The organism is Polynucleobacter duraquae, assembly GCF_000973625.1.
Lineage (GTDB): Bacteria > Pseudomonadota > Gammaproteobacteria > Burkholderiales > Burkholderiaceae > Polynucleobacter > Polynucleobacter duraquae.
Window position 1 is genome coordinate 340547 of sequence record NZ_CP007501.1, and the last position, 20869, is coordinate 361415.

The 20869-nt window shown below is 45.4% G+C and carries 23 protein-coding genes; 14 read left to right on the forward strand and 9 right to left on the reverse strand.

The window, feature by feature from the left end; all coding sequences use genetic code 11:
* The first annotated feature begins 23 nt into the window (after positions 1-23).
* Together CL55_RS10595 and CL55_RS01850 are read left to right on the forward strand one after the other, a co-directional pair.
* Entirely contained in the window at positions 24-197 is a 174-nt protein-coding gene (locus tag CL55_RS10595; protein ID WP_156156250.1) for a hypothetical protein, read from the forward strand.
* A 12-nt stretch (positions 198-209) separates the two neighbouring features.
* Complete coding sequence (locus CL55_RS01850) at positions 210-1286, forward strand: acyltransferase family protein (RefSeq protein ID WP_046329616.1); 1077 nt, start codon at positions 210-212, stop codon at positions 1284-1286.
* 9 nt (positions 1287-1295) lie between these two features.
* Here CL55_RS01850 and yjgA read toward each other — a convergent pair whose 3' ends face one another.
* Positions 1296-1823 carry a ribosome biogenesis factor YjgA gene (gene yjgA / locus CL55_RS01855; RefSeq protein WP_046329617.1) on the reverse strand — a complete coding sequence of 176 codons (528 nt, stop codon included), beginning with the start codon at positions 1821-1823 and terminating at the stop codon, positions 1296-1298.
* Positions 1824-1936: 113 nt separating this feature from the next.
* On the opposite strand from yjgA, the gene CL55_RS01860 reads away from it, so the two are divergent.
* Both CL55_RS01860 and CL55_RS01865 read left to right on the forward strand, forming a co-directional pair.
* Positions 1937-3580, forward strand: coding sequence for a GMC family oxidoreductase (locus CL55_RS01860; protein WP_046329618.1), 1644 nt, complete (start codon positions 1937-1939; stop codon positions 3578-3580).
* Positions 3581-3617: 37 nt separating this feature from the next.
* A complete protein-coding gene (locus CL55_RS01865; RefSeq protein ID WP_205621323.1) occupies positions 3618-4502 on the forward strand; it encodes an EamA family transporter in 885 nt (294 codons plus the stop codon).
* A gap of 139 nt (positions 4503-4641) precedes the next feature.
* Here CL55_RS01865 and CL55_RS01870 read toward each other — a convergent pair whose 3' ends face one another.
* Positions 4642-5466 carry a sulfite exporter TauE/SafE family protein gene (locus CL55_RS01870; RefSeq protein WP_046329619.1) on the reverse strand — a complete coding sequence of 275 codons (825 nt, stop codon included), beginning with the start codon at positions 5464-5466 and terminating at the stop codon, positions 4642-4644.
* 66 nt (positions 5467-5532) lie between these two features.
* Between CL55_RS01870 and CL55_RS01875 the strand changes: the two genes are divergently transcribed.
* Together CL55_RS01875 and CL55_RS01880 are read left to right on the forward strand one after the other, a co-directional pair.
* Positions 5533-6405 carry an MBL fold metallo-hydrolase gene (locus tag CL55_RS01875; RefSeq protein WP_046329620.1) on the forward strand — a complete coding sequence of 291 codons (873 nt, stop codon included), beginning with the start codon at positions 5533-5535 and terminating at the stop codon, positions 6403-6405.
* A gap of 19 nt (positions 6406-6424) precedes the next feature.
* Positions 6425-6736, forward strand: a complete 312-nt coding sequence (locus CL55_RS01880) for an ArsR/SmtB family transcription factor (RefSeq protein ID WP_046331074.1) — start codon at positions 6425-6427, stop codon at positions 6734-6736.
* 24 nt (positions 6737-6760) lie between these two features.
* Here CL55_RS01880 and CL55_RS01885 read toward each other — a convergent pair whose 3' ends face one another.
* Genes CL55_RS01885 through CL55_RS01900 form a run of 4 tightly spaced genes read right to left on the reverse strand, consistent with a single transcriptional unit; the run spans position 6761 to position 9483 of the window.
* Positions 6761-7183 carry a hypothetical protein gene (locus CL55_RS01885; protein ID WP_046329621.1) on the reverse strand — a complete coding sequence of 141 codons (423 nt, stop codon included), beginning with the start codon at positions 7181-7183 and terminating at the stop codon, positions 6761-6763.
* The gene (locus CL55_RS01890; protein ID WP_046329622.1) at positions 7180-8007 is read right to left on the reverse strand and encodes an FAD:protein FMN transferase; all 828 of its coding nucleotides are present in this window, start codon (positions 8005-8007) and stop codon (positions 7180-7182) included. The genes CL55_RS01885 and CL55_RS01890 overlap by 4 nt, the downstream gene beginning before the upstream one ends.
* On the reverse strand, positions 8004-8558 hold the full coding sequence (locus CL55_RS01895) for an FMN-binding protein (RefSeq protein ID WP_052728704.1): 555 nt from the start codon (positions 8556-8558) through the stop codon (positions 8004-8006). Before CL55_RS01895 ends, CL55_RS01890 begins: the two co-directional genes overlap by 4 nt.
* 10 nt (positions 8559-8568) lie before the next feature.
* Positions 8569-9483 (reverse strand): DUF6662 family protein, encoded by a 915-nt coding sequence (locus CL55_RS01900; RefSeq protein ID WP_052728705.1) that lies wholly within the window; start codon positions 9481-9483, stop codon positions 8569-8571.
* A 148-nt stretch (positions 9484-9631) separates the two neighbouring features.
* Between CL55_RS01900 and CL55_RS01905 the strand changes: the two genes are divergently transcribed.
* Positions 9632-9874 carry a DUF3820 family protein gene (locus tag CL55_RS01905; protein WP_046329623.1) on the forward strand — a complete coding sequence of 81 codons (243 nt, stop codon included), beginning with the start codon at positions 9632-9634 and terminating at the stop codon, positions 9872-9874.
* Positions 9875-9878: 4 nt separating this feature from the next.
* Here CL55_RS01905 and CL55_RS01910 read toward each other — a convergent pair whose 3' ends face one another.
* Positions 9879-10898 carry a DNA/RNA non-specific endonuclease gene (locus tag CL55_RS01910; protein WP_046329624.1) on the reverse strand — a complete coding sequence of 340 codons (1020 nt, stop codon included), beginning with the start codon at positions 10896-10898 and terminating at the stop codon, positions 9879-9881.
* 474 nt (positions 10899-11372) lie between these two features.
* Here CL55_RS01910 and CL55_RS01915 point away from each other — a divergent pair, with 474 nt between their 5' ends.
* The gene (locus tag CL55_RS01915) at positions 11373-12389 is read left to right on the forward strand and encodes a transglycosylase SLT domain-containing protein (RefSeq protein WP_237150524.1); all 1017 of its coding nucleotides are present in this window, start codon (positions 11373-11375) and stop codon (positions 12387-12389) included.
* A gap of 86 nt (positions 12390-12475) precedes the next feature.
* Here the strand turns inward: CL55_RS01915 and CL55_RS01920 are convergent, their stop codons facing one another.
* Entirely contained in the window at positions 12476-12823 is a 348-nt protein-coding gene (locus CL55_RS01920) for an FKBP-type peptidyl-prolyl cis-trans isomerase (protein ID WP_046329626.1), read from the reverse strand.
* A gap of 75 nt (positions 12824-12898) precedes the next feature.
* Here CL55_RS01920 and CL55_RS01925 point away from each other — a divergent pair, with 75 nt between their 5' ends.
* Positions 12899-13915, forward strand: a complete 1017-nt coding sequence (locus tag CL55_RS01925; protein ID WP_046329627.1) for a DUF6352 family protein — start codon at positions 12899-12901, stop codon at positions 13913-13915.
* On the opposite strand, the gene CL55_RS01930 is transcribed toward CL55_RS01925, so the two are convergent.
* Positions 13912-15114, reverse strand: coding sequence for an MFS transporter (locus CL55_RS01930; RefSeq protein WP_046329628.1), 1203 nt, complete (start codon positions 15112-15114; stop codon positions 13912-13914). The genes CL55_RS01925 and CL55_RS01930 overlap by 4 nt on opposite strands.
* Positions 15115-15365: 251 nt before the next feature.
* On the opposite strand from CL55_RS01930, the gene CL55_RS01935 reads away from it, so the two are divergent.
* The 5 genes from CL55_RS01935 to CL55_RS01955 all read left to right on the forward strand — a co-directional run bounded on the left by CL55_RS01935 (position 15366) and on the right by CL55_RS01955 (position 20862).
* Positions 15366-17603 (forward strand): NADP-dependent isocitrate dehydrogenase, encoded by a 2238-nt coding sequence (locus CL55_RS01935; RefSeq protein ID WP_046329629.1) that lies wholly within the window; start codon positions 15366-15368, stop codon positions 17601-17603.
* A 156-nt stretch (positions 17604-17759) separates the two neighbouring features.
* Positions 17760-18722 carry a protein-methionine-sulfoxide reductase catalytic subunit MsrP gene (gene msrP / locus CL55_RS01940; protein WP_046329630.1) on the forward strand — a complete coding sequence of 321 codons (963 nt, stop codon included), beginning with the start codon at positions 17760-17762 and terminating at the stop codon, positions 18720-18722.
* A 23-nt stretch (positions 18723-18745) separates the two neighbouring features.
* Positions 18746-19333, forward strand: a complete 588-nt coding sequence (locus tag CL55_RS01945) for a protein-methionine-sulfoxide reductase heme-binding subunit MsrQ (protein WP_046329631.1) — start codon at positions 18746-18748, stop codon at positions 19331-19333.
* Between the two features lie 13 nt (positions 19334-19346).
* Positions 19347-19931: a lipocalin family protein gene (locus CL55_RS01950; RefSeq protein WP_046329632.1), complete on the forward strand. Its 585-nt coding sequence runs from the start codon at positions 19347-19349 to the stop codon at positions 19929-19931.
* A complete protein-coding gene (locus CL55_RS01955) occupies positions 19918-20862 on the forward strand; it encodes an MBL fold metallo-hydrolase (protein WP_046329633.1) in 945 nt (314 codons plus the stop codon). Before CL55_RS01950 ends, CL55_RS01955 begins: the two co-directional genes overlap by 14 nt.
* Positions 20863-20869 lie beyond the last annotated feature (7 nt).

Consider the following 20869-nt stretch of genomic DNA (forward strand, 5'->3'; position numbering starts at 1 on the left):
TTAAACATTAAAGCGCTATGTCAATGAAAAAAACAGACCTCTATAAAAACCTTGCCCTGACCACTGCTCAGCGCATGAAAAATGCTGCAAAGACACCAAAGCCAGGTACGGCAGAAGGTATTGCAAAAACCAAGAAAGAGCTTGCTAGTAGTAATCCTATGCTGGCCTCTTTAATGGGCAAGACTAAATCCAAATAGCGCTCACGATTCTTGAAGCAAGACCCCCCATTCTTTCTGATAGATCTGCTGAAGGTCTTTGCTGCTCTAGTTATCATCCTGCATCACCTATCTAGCTATGGTCAGATTGCAGAAGATGCCCGAGCATTCTTGCCAGGTGTGATGAACTTCTTATTTGAGTATGGTCGCTATGCCGTACAAATTTTCTTAGTCATGGCAGGTTATCTCGCAACCCAATCTCTGACACGATTTGCGAATGCAAAATTGAGTAGCCAAAATTTATTGCGAGTCATTATCAATCGTTATTTGCGTTTGTTTGCTCCCTATATAGTCGCCTTAGTTTTTACGATTCTCTGTGCCTGGATTGCACGCTTTTGGGTTAATGATGAGTTCGTTGGCGAGCAAGAAACGCTCGGTCAGTTCCTGGCGCACTTATTCTTCTTGCAAGGTATCTTAGGCTTAGATTCGATCTCTGCTGGCGTTTGGTATGTAGCGATTGATTGGCAGTTGTATTCAGTACTAGCGGTCCTACTGATTAGTTTTTCTTCTTATCAGGCTTTGATTTGGTTCATCAGCATCATTGCGACTGCTTCTTTGCTGTACTTCAATCGCTCGAATCAGTATGAGGCCTACTTCATTTACTTTATTGGCTCATATAGCCTTGGTGTATTGGCTTATCTTGGGAAGAACTTTGCGGATAAGAAGATCCAAGGCTTAGTCAAGTTTGTGCTGATTGCAATCGGAGTGATTATCGTGATCTCTTCATGGCATCAAGTGTGGTTACGAAATTTCTTGGCTTGGTTTGTGGCTATTGCGTTACTGGTATGGGGCAATACTGCTTATCCTAGTGCAGGTTCTGTGACTCACGGATTAAGAGTATCGCTATTGCGAGCGATTGCTTGGGCGAGCCCGCGATCTTATTGCGCTTTCTTAATTCACTTTGCATTTATCTTGCTTGCGAACACGCTTTATATTGCTTCTGGAATTCACACTCACGAGAGTGGGCTGATTGCAATGGGCTTAATGCTGGGGGTTGTGGTGTGTAGCGCTATTGCTGCCAACTATATGTATCGCTGGGTAGAAATTCCCTCAGCCAAGCTGAAGATCTAAAGCAACAATTTAAATCCCCATATCCTTAAGAACACGGAAGATCTCTCGATAAGCCTTAGGGGGTTTATTGGATTCTTTTTCCTTGCGCGCATTACGGATGAGGGTGCGCATATTCTGAATATCCATGTCCGGATATTGCTCAATCATCTTGGTAAAGGTTTCATCATTTGCGATTAGGCGATCGCGATAAGACTCTAGATGATGCAGCTTTGCGGTCTCTGCTTTGCTGATGCCTTGGATAGCATCTAAACGCTTTTGAATAGCATTTAACTCCTCTTCATCCAAAAAGCGCATGAGCTTGCCAAGATATTGTTTATGTCGACGGATTGCCTCAAAACTCTTAATCTTGTTGGTTTCTGCAATGGAAGCTTTAATGGCTTCATCCATTGGTATGGTCTTCAAGGCATCGCTACTAAGCGCTGCTAGAACTTCAGCCAGCTTTTGACGCTCGGTCATCAAGCGCTTTAGCTCAGATTTGCTTGGGCCCTCATCAAGATCTTCCTTCTTGGGGGTGCGGTTCTTTTCATTGACATGCATGGGCGTATTTTAGACGGGTATTTGCCGTTTCTAGCTGAATCACCTAATTTCTTCGTATTGGGAGAATTAGTAAATAATAGAGTTTAAAAATAGGTATCGATAAAAGTAGAGACATGAGTACAACAAGTCATCAAAACACCTACGACTTCATCATCATCGGCGCGGGCAGCGCGGGCTGCATGCTTGCCAAGCGTTTGACTGAGAATCCAGCTAAACGGGTTCTTTTGATTGAGGCCGGCAAGAACGATAACTACATCTGGATCCATGTGCCAGTTGGTTATTTGTATTGCATCGATAACCCAAGAGCAGATTGGCGTTTTAAGACTGCTACTGAAAAAGGCCTTAACGGACGCTCACTGCTATATCCACGTGGTCGGATTTTGGGCGGCTGCTCTTCAATTAACGGCATGATCTATATGCGCGGCCAAGAGGGTGACTACGCATCTTGGGTTAGTTCAACTGGTGATGACTCTTGGTCTTGGCAAAATGCATTGCGTCGATACAAATCATTTGAGGATTACCACGGTACTGCTAATCAGTGGCATGGCAAAGGCGGAGAATGGACAGTCTCTAAGCAGCGTTTGCGTTGGCCCATCATGGATGTTTTTAGAGAGGCTGCAGTGCAAGCGGGTATCCCAGCATCAGATGACTTTAACCAAGGCGATAACTTTGGTGTGGGTTACTTTGATGTGAGTCAGCGTAAAGGTTGGCGCCTGAATACATCCAAAGCATTTTTGCGTGACGCTGCCAAGCGATCCAACCTCACTGTAGTTACTGAAGCGATTGTCAATAAATTATTGATTGATCCAAGCTCTAAAAATTGCTACGGCGTTCAATATATTCAAGATGGTAAAACCATCGATGTGCATTGCACTGCTTCGGGCGCTGCTAATCAAGGCGAAGTGATTCTAAGTGCAGGTGCCATTGGCAGTGTGCAGGTTCTAGAGCGCTCGGGTGTTGGATCAGCTGCGCATCTGAATAAATTGGGCACCCCTGTCATTGCTGACTTACCAGGCGTGGGAGAAAACTTACAAGACCATTTGCAATTACGCATGATCTATAAGGTCAATGGCATTAAGACTCTCAATACCAAAGCGAATTCTTTGCTTGGCAAACTGCTAATTGGTATGGAGTATGTGTTTAAGCGCTCTGGCCCGATGTCGATGGCTCCTTCACAGTTAGGGGCTTTTGCATACAGCTCACCAGATCAGCCTTCTGCTAATTTGGAGTATCACGTTCAACCGCTATCACTAGAAAAGTTCGGTGAAGATTTACATTCCTTTAATGCGATTACTGCGAGCGTTTGTAACTTGCGACCAACATCTCGCGGCAGTGTTCATATCAGCTCGATTGATCCAGAAGCACCTCCAGTAATTGCGCCAAATTATTTATCGACTGATGAAGATCGCAAAGTTGCTGCCGACTCATTACGTCTTACGCGCAAGATTGTGGAAAGTCCTGCGCTCAAACCGTACACGCCTGATGAGTATAAGCCAGGCAAGCAGTATCAAACTGACGAGGAGCTCATCAAAGCTGCTGGTGATATTGGTACGACGATTTTCCATCCAGTAGGCACCTGCAAGATGGGGCGCGACGATGATCCGATGGCAGTGCTGGATACTCAATTACGAGTTCGGGGTATTCATCATCTGAGAGTGGTGGATGCATCTGCGATGCCAACGATTACTTCTGGCAATACTGCGGCACCTACGATGATGATTACGCAACGCGCCGCAGAATTACTTACTGGTGAATAGTTCGCAAGCCTTGCGCGATCATCAGCCAGAGAATCAATTGCCTGTCAGTCATTTACTGCTGGCTTTAGGAATTGTGGCGGTGTGGGGCACTAACTTTGTGGTGATTAAAAACAGTTTGGCGTCTTTCCCGCCGTTTTACTTTGCCGCATTGCGCTATATCTTTGTTTTGTTACCCTTTGTATTTTTCCTGCGCAGACCCAAAGTATCTTGGATTAATTTGTGTATTTATGGATTAGCCACCGGAGTAGGTCAGTTTGGGGTGATGTATTACGCAGTGAATAGCCAGATTTCTCCAGGCCTGGCTTCATTGGTAGTTCAGACACAAGTGTTCTTTACGATTGGCTTTGCAATGCTCTTTGCAAAAGAGGGGCTTAAGCCTTATCAAGCGGTTGCAGTTGCCATTGCCATGATTGGCCTAGGAATTATTGCGCTACACACAGATGCCACGACAACTTTCTTAGGTTTAGCCTTGGTGGTTTTTGCCGGCCTATCCTGGGGAGTTGCCAATACGGTGAGCCGTATGGCAGGTGCCATCAACATGCTGTCTTATGTTGTTTGGGCAAGCGCATTCTCAATACCTCCTTTACTGCTTGTTTCACTCATTTTTGAGGGTGGCGCCAGTCATTTATGGGAAGTCACCCTGGTGGCTCCCATGGGAGCTTGGATTGGGGTGCTCTGGCAGTCTTGGGCTAACACCCTTTTTGGGTATGCAGCCTGGGGTTGGCTCCTCTCGAAGCATCCAGCGGCTGTGGTGGCTCCCGCACCCTTGCTTGTGCCTATCTTTGGCATGGGCGCATCTGCCTTCTTTTTGGGGGAGGCTTTACCGGCCTGGAAAGTCGAGGCTGCAAGCTTGGTCATTGCCGGTTTGGTCGTCAATCTTTTCTGGCCCACATTACGAGAACAAAGTCGTCAGTTTTTTTAAAACGACCTTTATCGCTAGGGGCTAGTAGCCACTAATATTTAGTAGCACCGTGTTATTCAAAAGCCCTCGAAAGAGGGCTTTTTCTATTGGAGATTAAATCAGCTCTTTAACTTTCTTGTTTTGAATTAGCAAGATGGCATCACAGATTCAAACTGAGTACGCCTTTAATCAATAAACTCATTGCAATCGCTAAAGTGAAGATTGAGAAAATCAGTTGAGTGTATGAACCACTTAATTTTTTACCCAGTAGCTGTCCAATTAATAGCCCGCCCAAAGCCGCAAGCGCAAAAGGCGCGGCAACTAAGATATTTAAGCTACCACTAGCTGCCGAGAATATTGCTCCGCCACCAGTGATGATGGCGAGCACTCCCAGCGAGGTAGCAACAATTGATTTGATAGGTAGGTCGGTATAGCGAGTTAGTGCAGGTACGATGATGAAGCCACCCCCAACACCAAGTAGGCCAGATAGAAAGCCTGCAATACTACCGGCGAGCATGAGGGCGCGAGCGCAAGGCAGTGTCCATTGGAGTTTCCCAATGGCAGGGTTGATGAGGCAAGGTGGAGGCTTTCTCTTTTCGTCAGGGATGCCATTAATTTGATTGCGCGCCTGACTCAATAATCGGATAGCTACATATAACAAGATGAAACTAAAGAGTATCTGTAGGGGTGCATTCGGAATCTGAGGCGCAAGCCAAAGTCCCAGTGGAGATAGCGCTAAACCAAAGATCGCCATAAAGCCTGCCGCTTTATAGCGCAAGATCTTATTTTTGAGGCCCAGGATAGCGCCAATGGTGGAAGCTAGGGCAACGGCACATAGCGCAATCGGCGCTGCCTCTGCAATTGACAAGCCTAGGAAGAAAACTAACAGTGGTACAGATAAAATTCCGCCCCCCGCACCAGTTAGGCCCATGAGGACGCCTACTAGTATTCCTAGTGCTGGGCTGATGAGAGAGGAATAGTCCATTGCAATTTATTTTATATTAATATAGTATATAAATATATATACTATTTACGCACCCGAAAGAATCAGTTGACTACAAAGCCCACCCCCTTGATTAAAGACTTTTTTGACCCAGAAACATGGACCTATACCTATGTGGTTTATGAGCGTGAGGGAGCTCCTTGCGCCATCATTGACTCTGTGCTGAACTATGACCCTAAATCAGGGAGAACTAGTACCAAGTCTGCTGACGAGGTGATTGCATTTGTAAAGGCGCACCAACTCCAAGTGGATTGGATCTTAGAGACCCATGCTCATGCAGATCATTTAACGGCTGCCCCTTACTTGCAAAGTCACCTAGGTGGTAAGTTGGTGATTGGGGATCATATTACCCATGTGCAGGAAGTATTTAAAGGCGTCTTCAACCTTGATGATTCCTTTAAGGCAGATGGAGCTCAATTTGACTACTTGTTAAAAGAGGGTGAGTCACTTGCATTCGGCAACCTCTCCTTAAAAGCACTCTTCGTACCAGGCCATACACCAGCTTGTATGGCTTATGAAATCGGTGACGCTATTTTTGTGGGTGACACCTTATTTAGGCCAGATGTTGGCACAGCCCGTTGTGATTTTCCGGGTGGTGATGCAAAGACGCTCTATCGATCTATTCAAAAGATTTTGTCTTATCCCGGTCAAACCAAGTTGTATATGTGTCATGACTATCCACCCAATAATCGGCCTGCGACTGGAGTGAGCACCGTTGCTGATGAGAAAGCAAATAATATCCATGTGCATGATGGTGTGACTGAAGCGCAATTTGTTCAAATGCGTACTACACGAGATAACACATTAGAGATGCCAACATTAATTTTGCCTTCCATTCAGGTCAATATACGAGCTGGACATTTTCCTGAGGCTGAAAGCAATGGAGTTTCATATTTAAAAATTCCATTAAATGCACTCTGAACAGAGAATGACAATAAATATGCCTATCTCTAAGGCAGAGTTAAAGAAGATGCAGTCAGCTGCAGATGATGCTTGTAAGCTGATGAAGGTCTTATCTAACCGAGATCGCATGATGCTCCTATGTGAAATCGGACAAGCAGAAAAATGTGTTGGTGAGTTAGAGGCTGCATTAGATTTACATCAACCAACTCTTTCGCAGCAACTTACCGTTTTGCGCAAGGAAAAGCTAGTTAAAACACGAAGAGAGGGTAAGCAAATTTATTACACCCTATCTAGTGAGGTTGCAGTCGCAGTAATGAGTTTGCTTTATAAGCATTACTGTAAGAAGTAATCAATTATTTTGAAAGGCTATGATTCAATATGCCTTTTTAGAATAAACACCGTGTAGTAAAAAGATGGCCAAGAAGGCAATACCAATCATCCAGTGTGTCGCAATGACCCCATCCCGAATTTCTGCGGGGCCGTAGTACAACAAGGCGCCCGATACTAATAAGATGGTTAAAAAAGCCAATTGACTCAAGCCACTCCATAGCTTCCTCTTGGATTTGAGACCTGCTTTTAGATGAAAGGGTAAGGCTGAGCCTAGAGCTATCGTAGCTAATATGGCGGCAATGCCGTGCCATGCCAATACTGAGTGAGCTCCGAAAATAGCCCTTTGAATATGGAATTCATGGCCAAGTAAATACGCTGTTCCAGTGAGGGAGCAACTCAACATAGCAATTTGAACAAAGTATTTCTGCCATGTGGGCATTTTTCCAAGGCGATTTGTATTTTTCACGGGGATTGGGTATTGGGGATGCGGATTGCTTGAGCAGAAAAATAACTCAAGCAAGGATGGTGAGAATTTCCAGAAATACTCACTACCTTGGTTAAGGCATCTGCGTAGACACATCTACTGACGATTACTGAGTAAGACTCTGAAAACTCAACATGCTCTTGACTGATGGGGTGCACCATAAAACTTTTTGCACTGATATTGCGATTTGCAAAGTAGAGACTGCTCGTAGCAATCGCACCTTTTGTCATACTGCCGATCTGGATGAGTTCATGCGGTTTTGATGGGTTACGGATTTGAATATCTTGGGAACGATCCCCAAATACGCGGATATCCCCACCCGCGTTGACTGATCCAGTTTGGATACCGTTAGCGATTAATATTTCAACCGCTTTATCAACTGCATATCCTTTGGCAATACCGCCAAGATCAAGGCAAAGCGGTAGCGACGATCGAACCAAGGTAGATTCAATAAATTGGAGATCCTCAATACCCCCAAATGAGTAGTCATTGAGGTTGAAATGCCTAGGGAGTAGATCTGCTTCCATCAGACAATGACCAACTCCACAATTAAATACTCCTTGGGATTGGAGGAAAACCTCCTTTGCTACTCGCAACACTTCAGCCGTCCAGGGGTGAATCCGAATAGGCTCTACATAGGATCTGGCGTTGATCTGGGAAAGCTGGCTATTAGGATTGTGGAAACCCATCAGAGATTGCACTTCTTCTATGGCTAAAAAAGCCTCATCTAGTGCTTTCAATGTGGGTGATGGATCTTCAATCCTGATTTCTACGAAGGTACCTAAGAGCGGTTTGCAGCGAATCATTTTGCTTTTAGACTTAAGGCCTGATTTTTTAAAGCGATGTCATATAAAACTGCAACCCGTTTGACGCCATCAGTCAGATGTTTGCAAGAGAGGGTAGCGCCACCAATATTCTGAATATCTTGATTAAGCTTGATGGGGTCTGCAGCCGTCTTTCCAAGGAACTGTTTTCGCCAGTTGGCTTCTGCAACTTCGTAGCCATAAGATTCAACATATTCCAGAATCTCAATTCCAGTGACTGCACCCGATGGATTGAGTGCAACTGCGTAAGTAATCATTTCATGTTTACCGACAACCTCATCTACGATGAACCAACTCCCATCAGCCGCCCTCCAAATTCGATCTCCTTGAAAGGGGTGACGAATACTCGAGGCTGAGCGCATTTTGTCTTGCAGCTCATCGGTGATGATGATGGGATTTTTAATAAGTGATTTATTCGGTATCAGTATCTGCTGGGCTTGTTCAACGGATACATAAATCTTGGCCTGGGCAATGATTGGTGCAGTTGCTATAGCTAGACCAAGCATGAATAGAGGGTTGGGTTTCCAGTTCATATTTATTTCTTTAGTTCAAAGGAAATCCAACTTTGACGATAAATTCGTTTACTGAATGGCTATCCCAGACGCGAGCATTGGAGCACTCAGCTTCGCCGCCACCCATGCAAGTGCCACCTTTGAGTTGATAACGCCAAGCGCCAGTGACCCACCAGTCTTTTGCGGCATAGTGCATATTGGGCCCAACAAAAGTTGCACGTTGGACTTGATTGTGTAAATTTAACTCTGAATAGTCATTGTGAAAACGTGCCTCAACACCGGCGGACCATTTAGGTGCAAATCGATAGCTAGCGCCCACAAGGAGGTCGAGCATTGATTCTGGTACGTTGCCATTCTCGATAAACTTCAAACGTTCATTGGCTACAACTAAGTTGCCTGCCAAGACCAATCGATCATCAATGAAATTCGATTGCAAGAGTAAGCGCGCTTCAATTTCATCTTTGTTTCTGCCCCAGGTCGGCTCTAAATACAGGCCCACACCCACTGGTGATGTCACTGGATTGGTTAGTCGATAAATGGCTTCTAAGGAGCCGCCTTCAATACCGCTTTTCCTATAAGGAGTAGCAGGGTCATGACTAGATGGCACGCCATAACCACCGGTGCAACTTGAGCTATCACCACAGGCTTCTGGATTGGTGTAATTCTGGCTTGCGCTGGTGTAGTAGGAATTGATATAGCCAGCAATTTGTAAATCATTGGTAAGGCCATACTCCAACTCAGTTCTAGCTGTCCACGCATCGTAGGTGCCGGCAGCTTGTTGTTTATTCAGTTGCAAGCGCTGCTCAAACTCGAGCTTTCCTTTGGGCTGGAGATCGAGGGTGTAAATCCAACCAAATGCACCTTCACCCGCATTGGCGAACGAGAAGTGTAGGGCTGTGGCTAATAGGATGCTAAAGGCAACAAGTCTTTTGATAGTCATTTTCATGGTCTGCTGGTCTGGTCAATAAAAGTAAATGAGAATGATTCTCAATATACAGTAAATGAGAATAATTCTCAATTGAGAAAATGACCCTGAGAGCTTTGTTGTTGAGTTTTTGTCTAGAAGTACTCCCGATCTTGTAGTATTTGGGTCTATGGATTCTGAAGCCCTGGTGAAGCTGGTCACAATGAAGATGCCCTTCGGCAAACATGCTGGCCGAGCACTTGCAGATCTGCCTAGTAATTATTTGGCGTGGTTTGCGCGCGAGGGATTTCCTAAGGGAGAGCTTGGGCAGTTGCTGGAGTTAATGCACACCCTAGATCACAATGGCTTGCGTGGATTATTAGGCCCCATCCAACGGGCTCATGGAATTGCTCCTCGCAATCGAGAGCAATAAAGATTTATTTAGAGCGCACTATTGCTATGACGCGATTACGTTCATAGATCACATTGGCTGAGTCTGGCGGACTACTTTGGGAGAGGGTGGCCTGCAATGAGCTTTGCACCTGAATTTCTTGCACTAGCTTTTGAGCTAACTCGAGATTGCGGTCGTATTGAATCTGGACGCTGGCAACCTTCCCCGCTTTGATATGAGAGATCAATGTTACAAGCTTCTCAGCCGAATACTGATCAAAAAAGACGGGATACCACCCACCCACCGTGGGTTTAGATTCCGAACTACTTTTTTCAGCTGGTTTACTAGACTTGCTCTCGCTGCCCTCTAGCGCTAGGTGAAAGTCGATGCCAGTCCTCTGAATCAATTCAGCATAAGAAATTGGGGCAGTCATTTGCGCATCATCTGTGTTCTCAACCCAGTATGCCCAAGCTAGCTTTTTGGCGGGATCATAGACCAACTTATAGAGATGACTCGGAATGGTGACCTTGCCTTTGCCAATACTGCCGGCATTACCCACTGACCCGGTAAAGACATAAACATTGCCCGGTGCGCGCTTGATATACATCCTAGTCGGCTCTTCCACTCGTTTGGCCCAAATACCCTGATTGTTTTGCCTTGCTTGCGGCATCATATTTGCGAGGGAGAATGACTGCGCCATGCCCCGTTCACTTGTCATATCGCCAGCTGGTACGTTGTGACCCCGGTCATATCCGCTACCGCGATAGTCTGCCAGTAAGGCGCGTTCATGCGCTGGGAGCCTGGCTTCTTCGTAGAACTGATTGGTACGGCGTGGGTGTGGCGCCTGAAGTTTCTCGCCATTTAACTTCTCAACGGTATAAATGGGCTTTTTATCTGAAGGCGAGTAATAGACCGCAAAATCATCAAAACAGAGGTCCCGACCTACTTGGGCAGTGCTGGGTATTTGTTGGGCTGGGAATAGATCTTGGCATTGATCGAAGAGTGCCAACGCACTCAGTGGAAGCCAAAGCGAACTAAATAAGAAGAGTTTGGCCAGTAAATTCATTGCATGTCAGTGTAATGAGTGTCATCCCAAGGGGTTCAAAGTTTTGTGATCAAGCTAGCTATAAAACTGGTGTTGATGTGTGCTTGAAAGACTTTTGGCTGATGTTTTATGCGATCGCAAATCATGAAAATAGGCTAAGGCACAACTTGAGCTTGTGAGCGGAAAAACACTACCGGTAGAATATTTAGACCTTCAAAATACTAGATGTACGGGTCAGACATCTCTTTTGAAGAGTAAAAATAGTAAAAAAGTCGTAATTTAAGCACTTTTTTATTATATGAAATAAGCCCCTACTAACTTCTTTAAGCCATTGAATTTAAATGGATAAATATCAAATCTAGAGGTGTTAATAGAGATCACCTGCATTTCAAGACCTATAAGTTATGGAAATCATATTCCTTATTCTTGACTTGATATAAGAACCTTTTTAGAGTGACTCATGTTTTTAACTTATTGCATTGCAACATAAATCAGATGTTTGATTTTTGGAGTGCTGCAAGACTACGAATGATTAAATGTTTTTCTACCAAAGCGAGTGACATGCAATTAGCGCAGCCAGCAACGGCTCACGCTAAGGATTTGTTGGCTCACGCACTAACTCCTGTCTATCGGGTCATGAATGGTCTATTGATTTCGACTGTTTTTATGATTGTCGGACTCTGGCTCTCGGGTAACGGAACTCAAGCGGGTGCATTCGATTTAGCTCGAATCCTGGTTCCAGACGAAGCCCGTCATATAGTGTGGCCAAATGGTTTTGGCATCCTGTATCAGTATCAAGATGCAGCTCCCAAGGTATCTGCAGATGCTGAGATTGCTAATGTGCTTTACGGAAATTCATCGGCCATGCCTGGCAGTGGTTTATTTAGCGCCAAGCAACAAACAGTTGCTCTGTTGATGCCCTCAGTGGCGCACACTCAGGTAAAGCCGATATCCCATTTGGCTGATCGCATTCCCACTTCAAAAATTGATCCTGAGGCACTGGATTCAAAGTTGATGGTGTCTATACAGAATCAACGCGCAGTAGCCGATTTCTTCGAGAAGAAGTACAAATTAGATCGTGCCAAGATTGAGGAATATGTTTCGAATACTGTGTTGATTGCAAAAGAAGTCAAAATCGATCCCGTTTTATTGCTCGCCGTGATTTCTGTTGAGTCGAACTTCAACCCTGTTATTAAAAGTCACGCTGGTGCTGAAGGCTTGATGCAGGTGATGACTACGATTCATAAAGATAAGTACGCCCTGTATGGCGGCGCTACTGATGCGGTAAAGCCGGAAGTCAATATTCGGGTGGGCGCTTACATCCTCAAGTATTTGATTGCTACTAGCGGTTCATTGCGTAATGGCTTGAAATACTATGTTGGTGCTGCAAATGCAGAGAATGATGGTGGCTATGCCGATAAGGTACTGGCCGAAAGAAATCGTTTAATTAGTTTGTGTCAGCCAGCAACACCGAATAAATTCACTTTGAACGGCAAAGATTTGCGCTCATAAGATCTGTAGTTTTTCCCAGGGGAAAGATAAAGGCCACTCAGTTTATTGAACCGAGTGGCCTTATTACTTTCGAGTACAAGGCGAGATTAATTTACGCCATGAAGCTCCACATCAAATACCAGTGTTGCATTTGGGGGAATAACACCACCCGCACCACGTGGGCCGTAACCCATCTCAGATGGAATGATTAAGGTGCGCTTACCACCAATTTTCATACCTTGTACGCCTTCATCCCAGCCTTTAATGACATGGCCAGCGCCTAAGGGAAAACTAAATAATTGGCCACGGTCTAAGGAGCTATCAAACTTCTGACCTTTATGGTCAGGCGCCTGTTCATCAAACAACCAGCCGGTGTAATGCACATCTACATGATTGCCGGCAATCGCTTCTTTACCATCGCCCACAACGGTATCTACTTTTTGGAGTTCGCTCATGTTTATCTTCCTCTTTGGCTGAAATTGAGGGGCTAGTATATTCTGAGCGTAATCTTTTTGTTCGAGCAAACTAACATGACAAATTTCTGGCCTCATTCTGCATACAAAACCCTGACAGTGGGGTCTGACAAGCAATTGCTGGTAACCGATGATTTTCTGCGCACCTACTTATTACGCCCTGAGTTAAACCTTGTTCCTGAGTCATGCGCTGTTGAACGCGCCTTACATCAGCGCTTAAGCGAGAACCCTCGGGCAGCTATCGCCGATGAAGAAATTGCTGGCATGGCAGATCCTGATATTCAGGTGAACTACCAAGTGTGGCTGAGGTATCGGGCCAAGCTGTTGGCTGCTAGCTCTTTAGAAAACTTTTATATGAGCTTGTTTAAGGGTGATGGCGTAGATGTGCCACCTCTATTTATATCTCAACTAGCGCAAATATTTATTCGACATATTTTGGGTGAGGATTGCCATCCCTTGGATGCGCGTATGGGTGAGCTCTTCTTTCGGACTCAAAAGATCACTGTGTTGGAAGACGGCGTGGTGATGGGCGCGGATGATGAGGTCGTGACTCGAAATGCGCAGGCAGGGGAGACTGGCAACATCATGGATCTGCTCAAGAGCAAGTCGATGTCTATGCGCTCTATCGACTTAGATGTCTTGCATGAAGAAAATGCCGAGCTCTATTGGGAAAAGAGTGAAGATTATGACTTTGCAGTGCAGTTGAACTTTGGTCAGCCGCCTATTAATCATTTTTGCCGCGTCCTCGAGAAATGGGTGCAACATTTTTTAGGTGCCCAGGTGCGCATTACGCCGATGCAGCAAATCTCCGATCCAAAATGGTCTTGGCATGTTGGACTAGATGCTGCTGCGACGGATATCCTAAATAAACTTTACAACAAAGAGCCGGTTGACACCGACGAGCTTGAGAAGGTAATTTGCTTATTCCGTTTGGACTTTATTGATGAGGCTGCAGTGACCCAATCTCAGGCTGGAAAGCCGGTGTACATGGGTATTGCGATGAATGATGAGAAGCAACTCAAACTCAAACCGCAAAATCTACTCTTCAATCTACCTTTAGCAAAAGCTTCTTAAACGGTAGGGGAGGCGCTAGCCTTCTTACGATTAGCGCTAAGCCAAAGCAAAGCACCGGCAGTGACGGCAACGGGAAGCAGCGATCCTAGATTGAGGATATTCCAGCCCTGCGAGGTAATCAGCGCTCCAGAGCCAAAGGAAGTAAAAGCCATCGTGCCAAAGACAAAGAAGTTAATGGCTGCCTGAGCTTTGTCTCGCTCCTCAGGTCGGTATGCAGTCATCGCTAATGATGTGGATCCGGTAAATAAAAAGTTCCAGCCAACGCCCAATAAAAATAAGGCAATTAAAAATTGGTGGAAGTTGACACCAGTGAGTGCGATTGCAATACACAGGAGATTGAGGGCAACTCCAACACCCATGATTTTGAGTGTGCCAAAGCGCTGAATGAGTGAACCGGTAAAAAACCCAGGCGCGAACATACCAATCACATGCCACTCTAAAACTATAGCCGTGTCCGAAAACGGGAGTCCACAAATTTGCATGGCAAGTGGGGTAGCCGCCATGAGGAGATTCATGACGCCATACCCCAGAGAGGCGCCAATCACGGCAACCATAAAGACCGGTTGCTGCAAAATAGTTTTGAGACTTCTGCCGGCAGAAAGTGAGTGCTGAGTCTTGAACTCATCCGGAAAGTGAATGAATTGCATCACGAAGATGCCAATCAAGCCAGCTATCGAGAGGGAGAGGTAAGCCCCTAAAAAAGCAGTGTCAAAGAAATCCTTGGTCCAAGATGCGAGGTTGGGTCCAATGACGGCCCCTAGGATTCCGCCAGCCAGCACCCAAGAGACTGCTTTATCTCTCTGACTGACCGCAGTTAACTCAGCAGCCGCAAATCGATAGAGTTGCCCATTAGCACTGTAATAGCCGGCAATAAAGGTGCCGAGCACCAGAAGCCAGAAGTTTTTGGAAACGGCAGCGTAGGCGCACAGAAGGGCTGAAAATACTGCTACCAGGAGACCAAGCTGAAAAGAAATCTTGCGGCCAAAGCAATTTTGGGTTTTAGCGACGATGGAGGTTGAGAAGGCGCCCCCCACAACATAGCCCATGACAGGTAAGGTAGTCATCCAGGCAACCGGACTCAGACTGAGTCCAACTAGGCCATTAATAGCGATAAAGGTCACATTGTTGGTTAAAAACAAGCCCTGGCAGAGAATCAACAGTACAAGGTTTTTATTGAGCAGGGGGTGCTTATTCATCATGCAGTCCAGTTTACGATGTAAGTCGATATGGGCTCACCTCGGTGGATTCCCTTAAATTGATGCACTTGGACTCATTTGCAGGCTAAATCCCCTGAAATTGCTGGGGTCGATGATTTAAAATAGATTTCTCGGTCCAGTGCGTGAAATGACACCCAAGACAGCCAAAAGCGCCTGAAGTGTTGCGTACGGAATGCGAGAGTGGTTCGGTATAAGGCCGACCCCTAATATTTACCCATATCGAGGAAACATCAATGGCTTCAGAGACATCAAAGATCATTTACACGCTGACAGATGAAGCGCCTTTATTGGCGACCTGTGCATTCTTGCCAATCATTCGTACTTTTACGGCTCCAGCAGGAGTTCAGGTTATAGAAAGCGATATTTCTGTTGCGGCACGTATTTTGTCAGAGTTCTCTGATTGCTTAACGGCTGAGCAAAAAGTTCCCGATAATTTGGGTGAGCTGGGCCGCATGACTTTATTGCCTGATACCAACATCATTAAGTTGCCTAATATCAGTGCGTCAGTTCCACAGTTGCTTGCCGCTATTAAAGAATTGCAAGCCAAGGGTTACAAACTTCCTGATTTTCCAGATGATCCTAAAAATGATGCTGAAAAAGCAATTCGTACGCGTTACTCCAAATGTTTAGGTAGTGCAGTAAACCCTGTATTGCGCGAAGGTAATTCTGATCGCCGCGCACCAAATGCCGTTAAACGCTATGCCCGTAAGAATCCGCACTCGATGGGTGAGTGGAGCCAAGCCTCCCGAACACACGTATCACATATGCATGGTGGCGACTTCTATGCGGGTGAGAAGTCAATGACGATGACTAAAGCATGTGATGTGAAGATGGATCTGGTAACGAAGAGTGGTAAGACGATTGTTCTCAAGCCAAAAGTCTCGTTGCTCGCTGGTGAAATTATTGACAGCATGTACATGAGTAAAAAAGCACTCTGCGAGTTCTATGAAAAAGAAATTGAAGATGCCTACAAGACTGGCATGATGTTGTCCTTGCACGTTAAGGCCACCATGATGAAGGTGTCACACCCTATCGTATTTGGTCATGCTGTAAAGATTTTCTACAAAGATGCATTTAAAAAGCATGGCAAGTTGTTTGAAGAATTGGGTGTAAACCCAAACAACGGTATGAGTAGTTTGTATGAAAAAATCAAGACTTTGCCAGAATCCAAGCGCGAAGAAATCATCCAAGACTTGCATGCATGCCATGAACACCGTCCAGCATTGGCGATGGTTGACTCTGCTAAAGGCATTACCAATCTCCATTCACCAAGTGATGTGATCGTAGATGCATCGATGCCAGCGATGATTCGTGTGGGCGGCAAGATGTGGGGTGCTGACGGTCGCTTGCATGACACTAAAGCGGTCATTCCTGAGAGTACTTTCGCTCGCATCTATCAAGAGATTATTAATTTCTGCAAGACGCACGGTAACTTTGATCCCAAAACAATGGGTACAGTACCTAATGTGGGCTTGATGGCTCAGCAGGCAGAAGAATATGGTTCACATGACAAGACCTTTGAAATTACTGAGACTGGTGTAGCTCGCATTGTTGCGGATGATGGCACAGTCTTGTTGGAGCAGAATGTCGAAGAGGGTGATATCTGGCGTATGTGTCAGGTAAAAGATGCGCCGATTCGTGACTGGGTGAAGTTAGCAGTCAATCGTGCACGCCTGTCACATACTCCTGCCGTATTTTGGTTAGATGAGTACCGTCCACATGAAGCTGAGTTGATCAAGAAGGTACAAGCCTATTTGAAAGAGCACGACTTAACCGGTGTAGATATCCAGATCATGTCTCAGACTCGTGCAATGCGCTACACCTTAGAGCGCATCATTCGCGGTAAGGATACGATTTCTGTGACCGGTAATATTTTGCGTGATTACCTTACCGACTTATTCCCAATTATGGAACTCGGTACTAGTGCCAAGATGTTATCTATCGTGCCTTTAATGGCTGGTGGCGGTCTCTTTGAAACTGGTGCAGGCGGTTCTGCTCCTAAGCATGTTCAACAGCTGGTCGAAGAAAACCATTTGCGCTGGGATTCCTTAGGTGAGTTTTTGGCCTTGGCAGTTTCTTTGGAAGATATTGGTGATAAAACTAATAATTCAAAAGTGAAAATTCTGGCTCGCACTTTAGATGAGGCAACTGGCACATTATTGGATAACAATAAGTCTCCATCACCACGTACTGGTGAGTTAGATAATCGCGGCAGCCAATTCTATTTGGCGATGTACTGGGCTCAAGCTTTAGCTGCTCAAACCGAAGACAAAGAATTGCAAGCCCACTTTGCTCCGCTTGCAAAAGCCTTGACTGAAAACGAGCAAAAGATTGTTGCCGAGTTCAAAGCGGTACAAGGAAAACCAGCGGATATTGGTGGTTACTATATGCCTGATCACGACAAGTTCGTGGCTGTGATGTGTCCAAGCACTACCTTGAATGGCATCTTAAAAATGGCATCAGCTGCTTAAAATAAGCTTGCTTCACAAAAAGGGTAAACCGTTTGGTTTACCCTTTTTTCTTGTGCGCCCTTTAGCTGGATGCAGTAGCTCAGCAATAAATTGATAGGCGTAGGAGAATAAGGTCTACTGTCACTATTAGATTAAATCCATTGAGGAGACTTTGATATGTCCACAAATGAGCAAAAGCGGCTTTCCCAGGAAATTACTCCTAAAGCAGTCTTTGAGAGGCGCCGTGACCTAATCAAGCATGCTGCGGCCGGAGCTTTTGGTCTAGCGCTCGCACCTTGGTTCTCACGTGAGGCTCTTGCTAGTAATGCGCAAAAGTTAATTGCTACGCCAAACCCAAACTTTGTTCTGAAAGAGGAATCAACTAGTTATCAATATGTCACTGGCTATAACAACTTCTATGAGTTTGGAACGGATAAATCAGATCCCGCTGCTAATGCCCATAGTTTGCAAACTCGGCCATGGACTGTATCGATTGAAGGTTTGGTTAAAAAACCAATGACTTTAGATATAGATGCCTTGCTAAAGCTCGCTCCGATGGAGGAGCGTATTTATCGTATGCGCTGCGTTGAGGGATGGTCGATGGTCATTCCTTGGGATGGTTACTCTCTATCGAAATTACTGAATCAGGTGCAGCCTTTAGGCTCCGCAAAGTATGTTGAATTTATTACCTTAGCTGATCGCAAGCAAATGCCGGGACTGAAGAGCCAGATTATCGATTGGCCTTATCGAGAAGGTCTACGTTTGGATGAGGCTATGAATCCCCTGACACTGCTCACTTTTGGTCTTTACGGCGAAACGTTACCAAAGCAGAATGGCGCCCCAGTCCGAATCGTGGTGCCCTGGAAATATGGATTTAAGAGCGCCAAGTCGATTGTGAAAATTCGTTTAACAGAAGAAATGCCCAAGACTAGCTGGAGCCAGTTTGACGCACGCGAGTATGGGTTTTATTCCAATGTAAATCCTTTGGTAGATCACCCTCGCTGGAGTCAGGCGACCGAGCGTCGTATTGGCGACTCTAAAGGTGGCTTTGCTCCCAAAATCAAAACCCAAATGTTCAATGGTTATGGCGATCAAGTGGCGAGTATGTATGCTGGGATGGATTTGAAGAAATTCTATTAATGCAGCACGATAAGTAAAGCTGGATGAAGCTACTGATCTTCCTATTAGCCTTATTGCCATTAGATCGTTTGATTTGGTTGGGATTTACTGATGGTTTGGGCGCGAATCCGATTGAGTTCATTACGCGCTCAACAGGAACATGGGCGCTAGTTTTCTTATGCCTAACGCTGGCGATGACGCCATTGCGTTTGTTAACGAATTCAACGACGTGGATCCGGCATCGCAGAATGTTAGGTCTATTTAGTTTCTTTTACGCATCGCTTCATTTTGCCATTTGGCTTTGGCTAGATCAGGATTTTGATCTAATAGAGATGTTGAAAGATGTAGTGAAGCGGCCCTTTATTACGATGGGCTTTATTAGCCTGGTTTTGCTATTTCCACTAGCGCTGACCTCTACCCATTCGGCCCAAAGAAAATTGGGTCGTCGCTGGGCGCACTTACATCGACTCATCTATCTCATTGCCTGTACTGCAATTCTCCACTATTGGTGGCATAAGGCGGGCAAGAATGATTTAGATACCGTCACAATCTATGCAGTGGTTTTGCTATTGCTGTTATGTTGTAGGATTCCTTATATTCGTAAGCTCTTGGGCAAGCGATCTACCATTTAAGAATATTTCGCTCATGACCTTATTTCCACATTCCCGCGCCTCATTGATCTCTATATTGGGCATCCTATTGATTTGTCTTGGATCGTCCCAAGTCTTGGCGCAGCAGGGTGATCAGGGTGTCAAGACCATAGCTACTTTAGATGTTCCTCGCTACCTAGGTACATGGTATGAGATTGCAAAATTCCCAAACTGGTTTCAGAAAAAATGTATCTCCAACACCAAAGCGGTTTATAGCGCTAAGCCCGATGGCAATCTTCGGGTCCTCAATAGCTGTAAAACTGCTACTGGTGAGACTTCAGAGGCAGAGGGTTTGGCTCGCCAAATTGGTAGTAAGGATTCACCCAAATTAGAGGTGCGTTTCGCACCCGAGTGGCTCTCTTTTTTACCCTTAGTGTGGGGTGACTACTGGGTCATTGATTTAGATCCACAATATCAATTAGCTGCTGTGAGCGACCCTAGAAGAGAATATCTTTGGGTGCTATCAAGAACCCCTCAGGTCGACCCAAAAGTCTATGCTGATTTATTGCAGCGCCTAAAGCAACAACAATTTGATATTCAAAAGCTAGAAATCACTTCGCAGAAAAATGAAGGTACTTGAAAAGCGGATTGGCAATTACTTGCTCCCACCCGGAATTGAAATTTTCGAGCGCGGGTGGTTATCGGCAAATAATGTATTACTTTTTAGTGAGGAAGATGTATCGCTAGTTGATAGCGGTTACTGTGCACACCAGCAGTTAACTGTTGATCTAGTCACTCATGCGCTTAAGCAACATCACTTGGAAACGCTAAATAAAGTAGTGAATACTCATCTGCACTCAGATCACTGTGGTGGTAACACAGTCTTATCAGAGACATTCGATTGTGAGATATGGATACCAGAAGCAGAAGCAATCGCCATACGAGACTGGAATGAGGATTTGCTGAGCTTTCAGCAATTGGGGCAAGAATGTCCACGCTTCACGCATCATGCCCTGCTTGTGCCTGGCGAAGAAATTATCTTAGGACCTTATCGCTGGCAAATTCTGGCAGCCCCTGGCCATGACAACCATTCGATCATGTTATACCAAGAGCAGCATCAAATCTTGATCTCGGCTGATGCGCTATGGGAGGAAGGCTTTGGAGTCATCTTTCCTGAGCTCTGGGGTGAGGGTGGTTTTGAGGAGGTAGCGCAGACCTTAGAGTTGATTGAGAGTCTCCCTGTTGCCTTAGTTATTCCTGGGCATGGCAAGCCTTTTACGGATGTCAGGCAGTCAATTGAGACTGCAAAATCGCGCCTCGATTACCTCTCAAGTGATGCTGACCGCAATGCACGTCATGGTGCTAAGGTCCTGCTGAAGTACAAACTGTTGGAATGGCGTAGTCAGAAGTTAGCAGAGGTCAATCAGTGGATTGCAGGTACGCCTGTATTGGAAAGTATTCGCAAGCAGCTCAATATGAGCAGTGAAGATTTTCAAGTTTGGTTGGTAGAGGCTTTAGTGAAATCGAAAGCAGCTGCTGTTCATAAAGATCATTTGGTCAATCTGGGTTAAGTGCTAC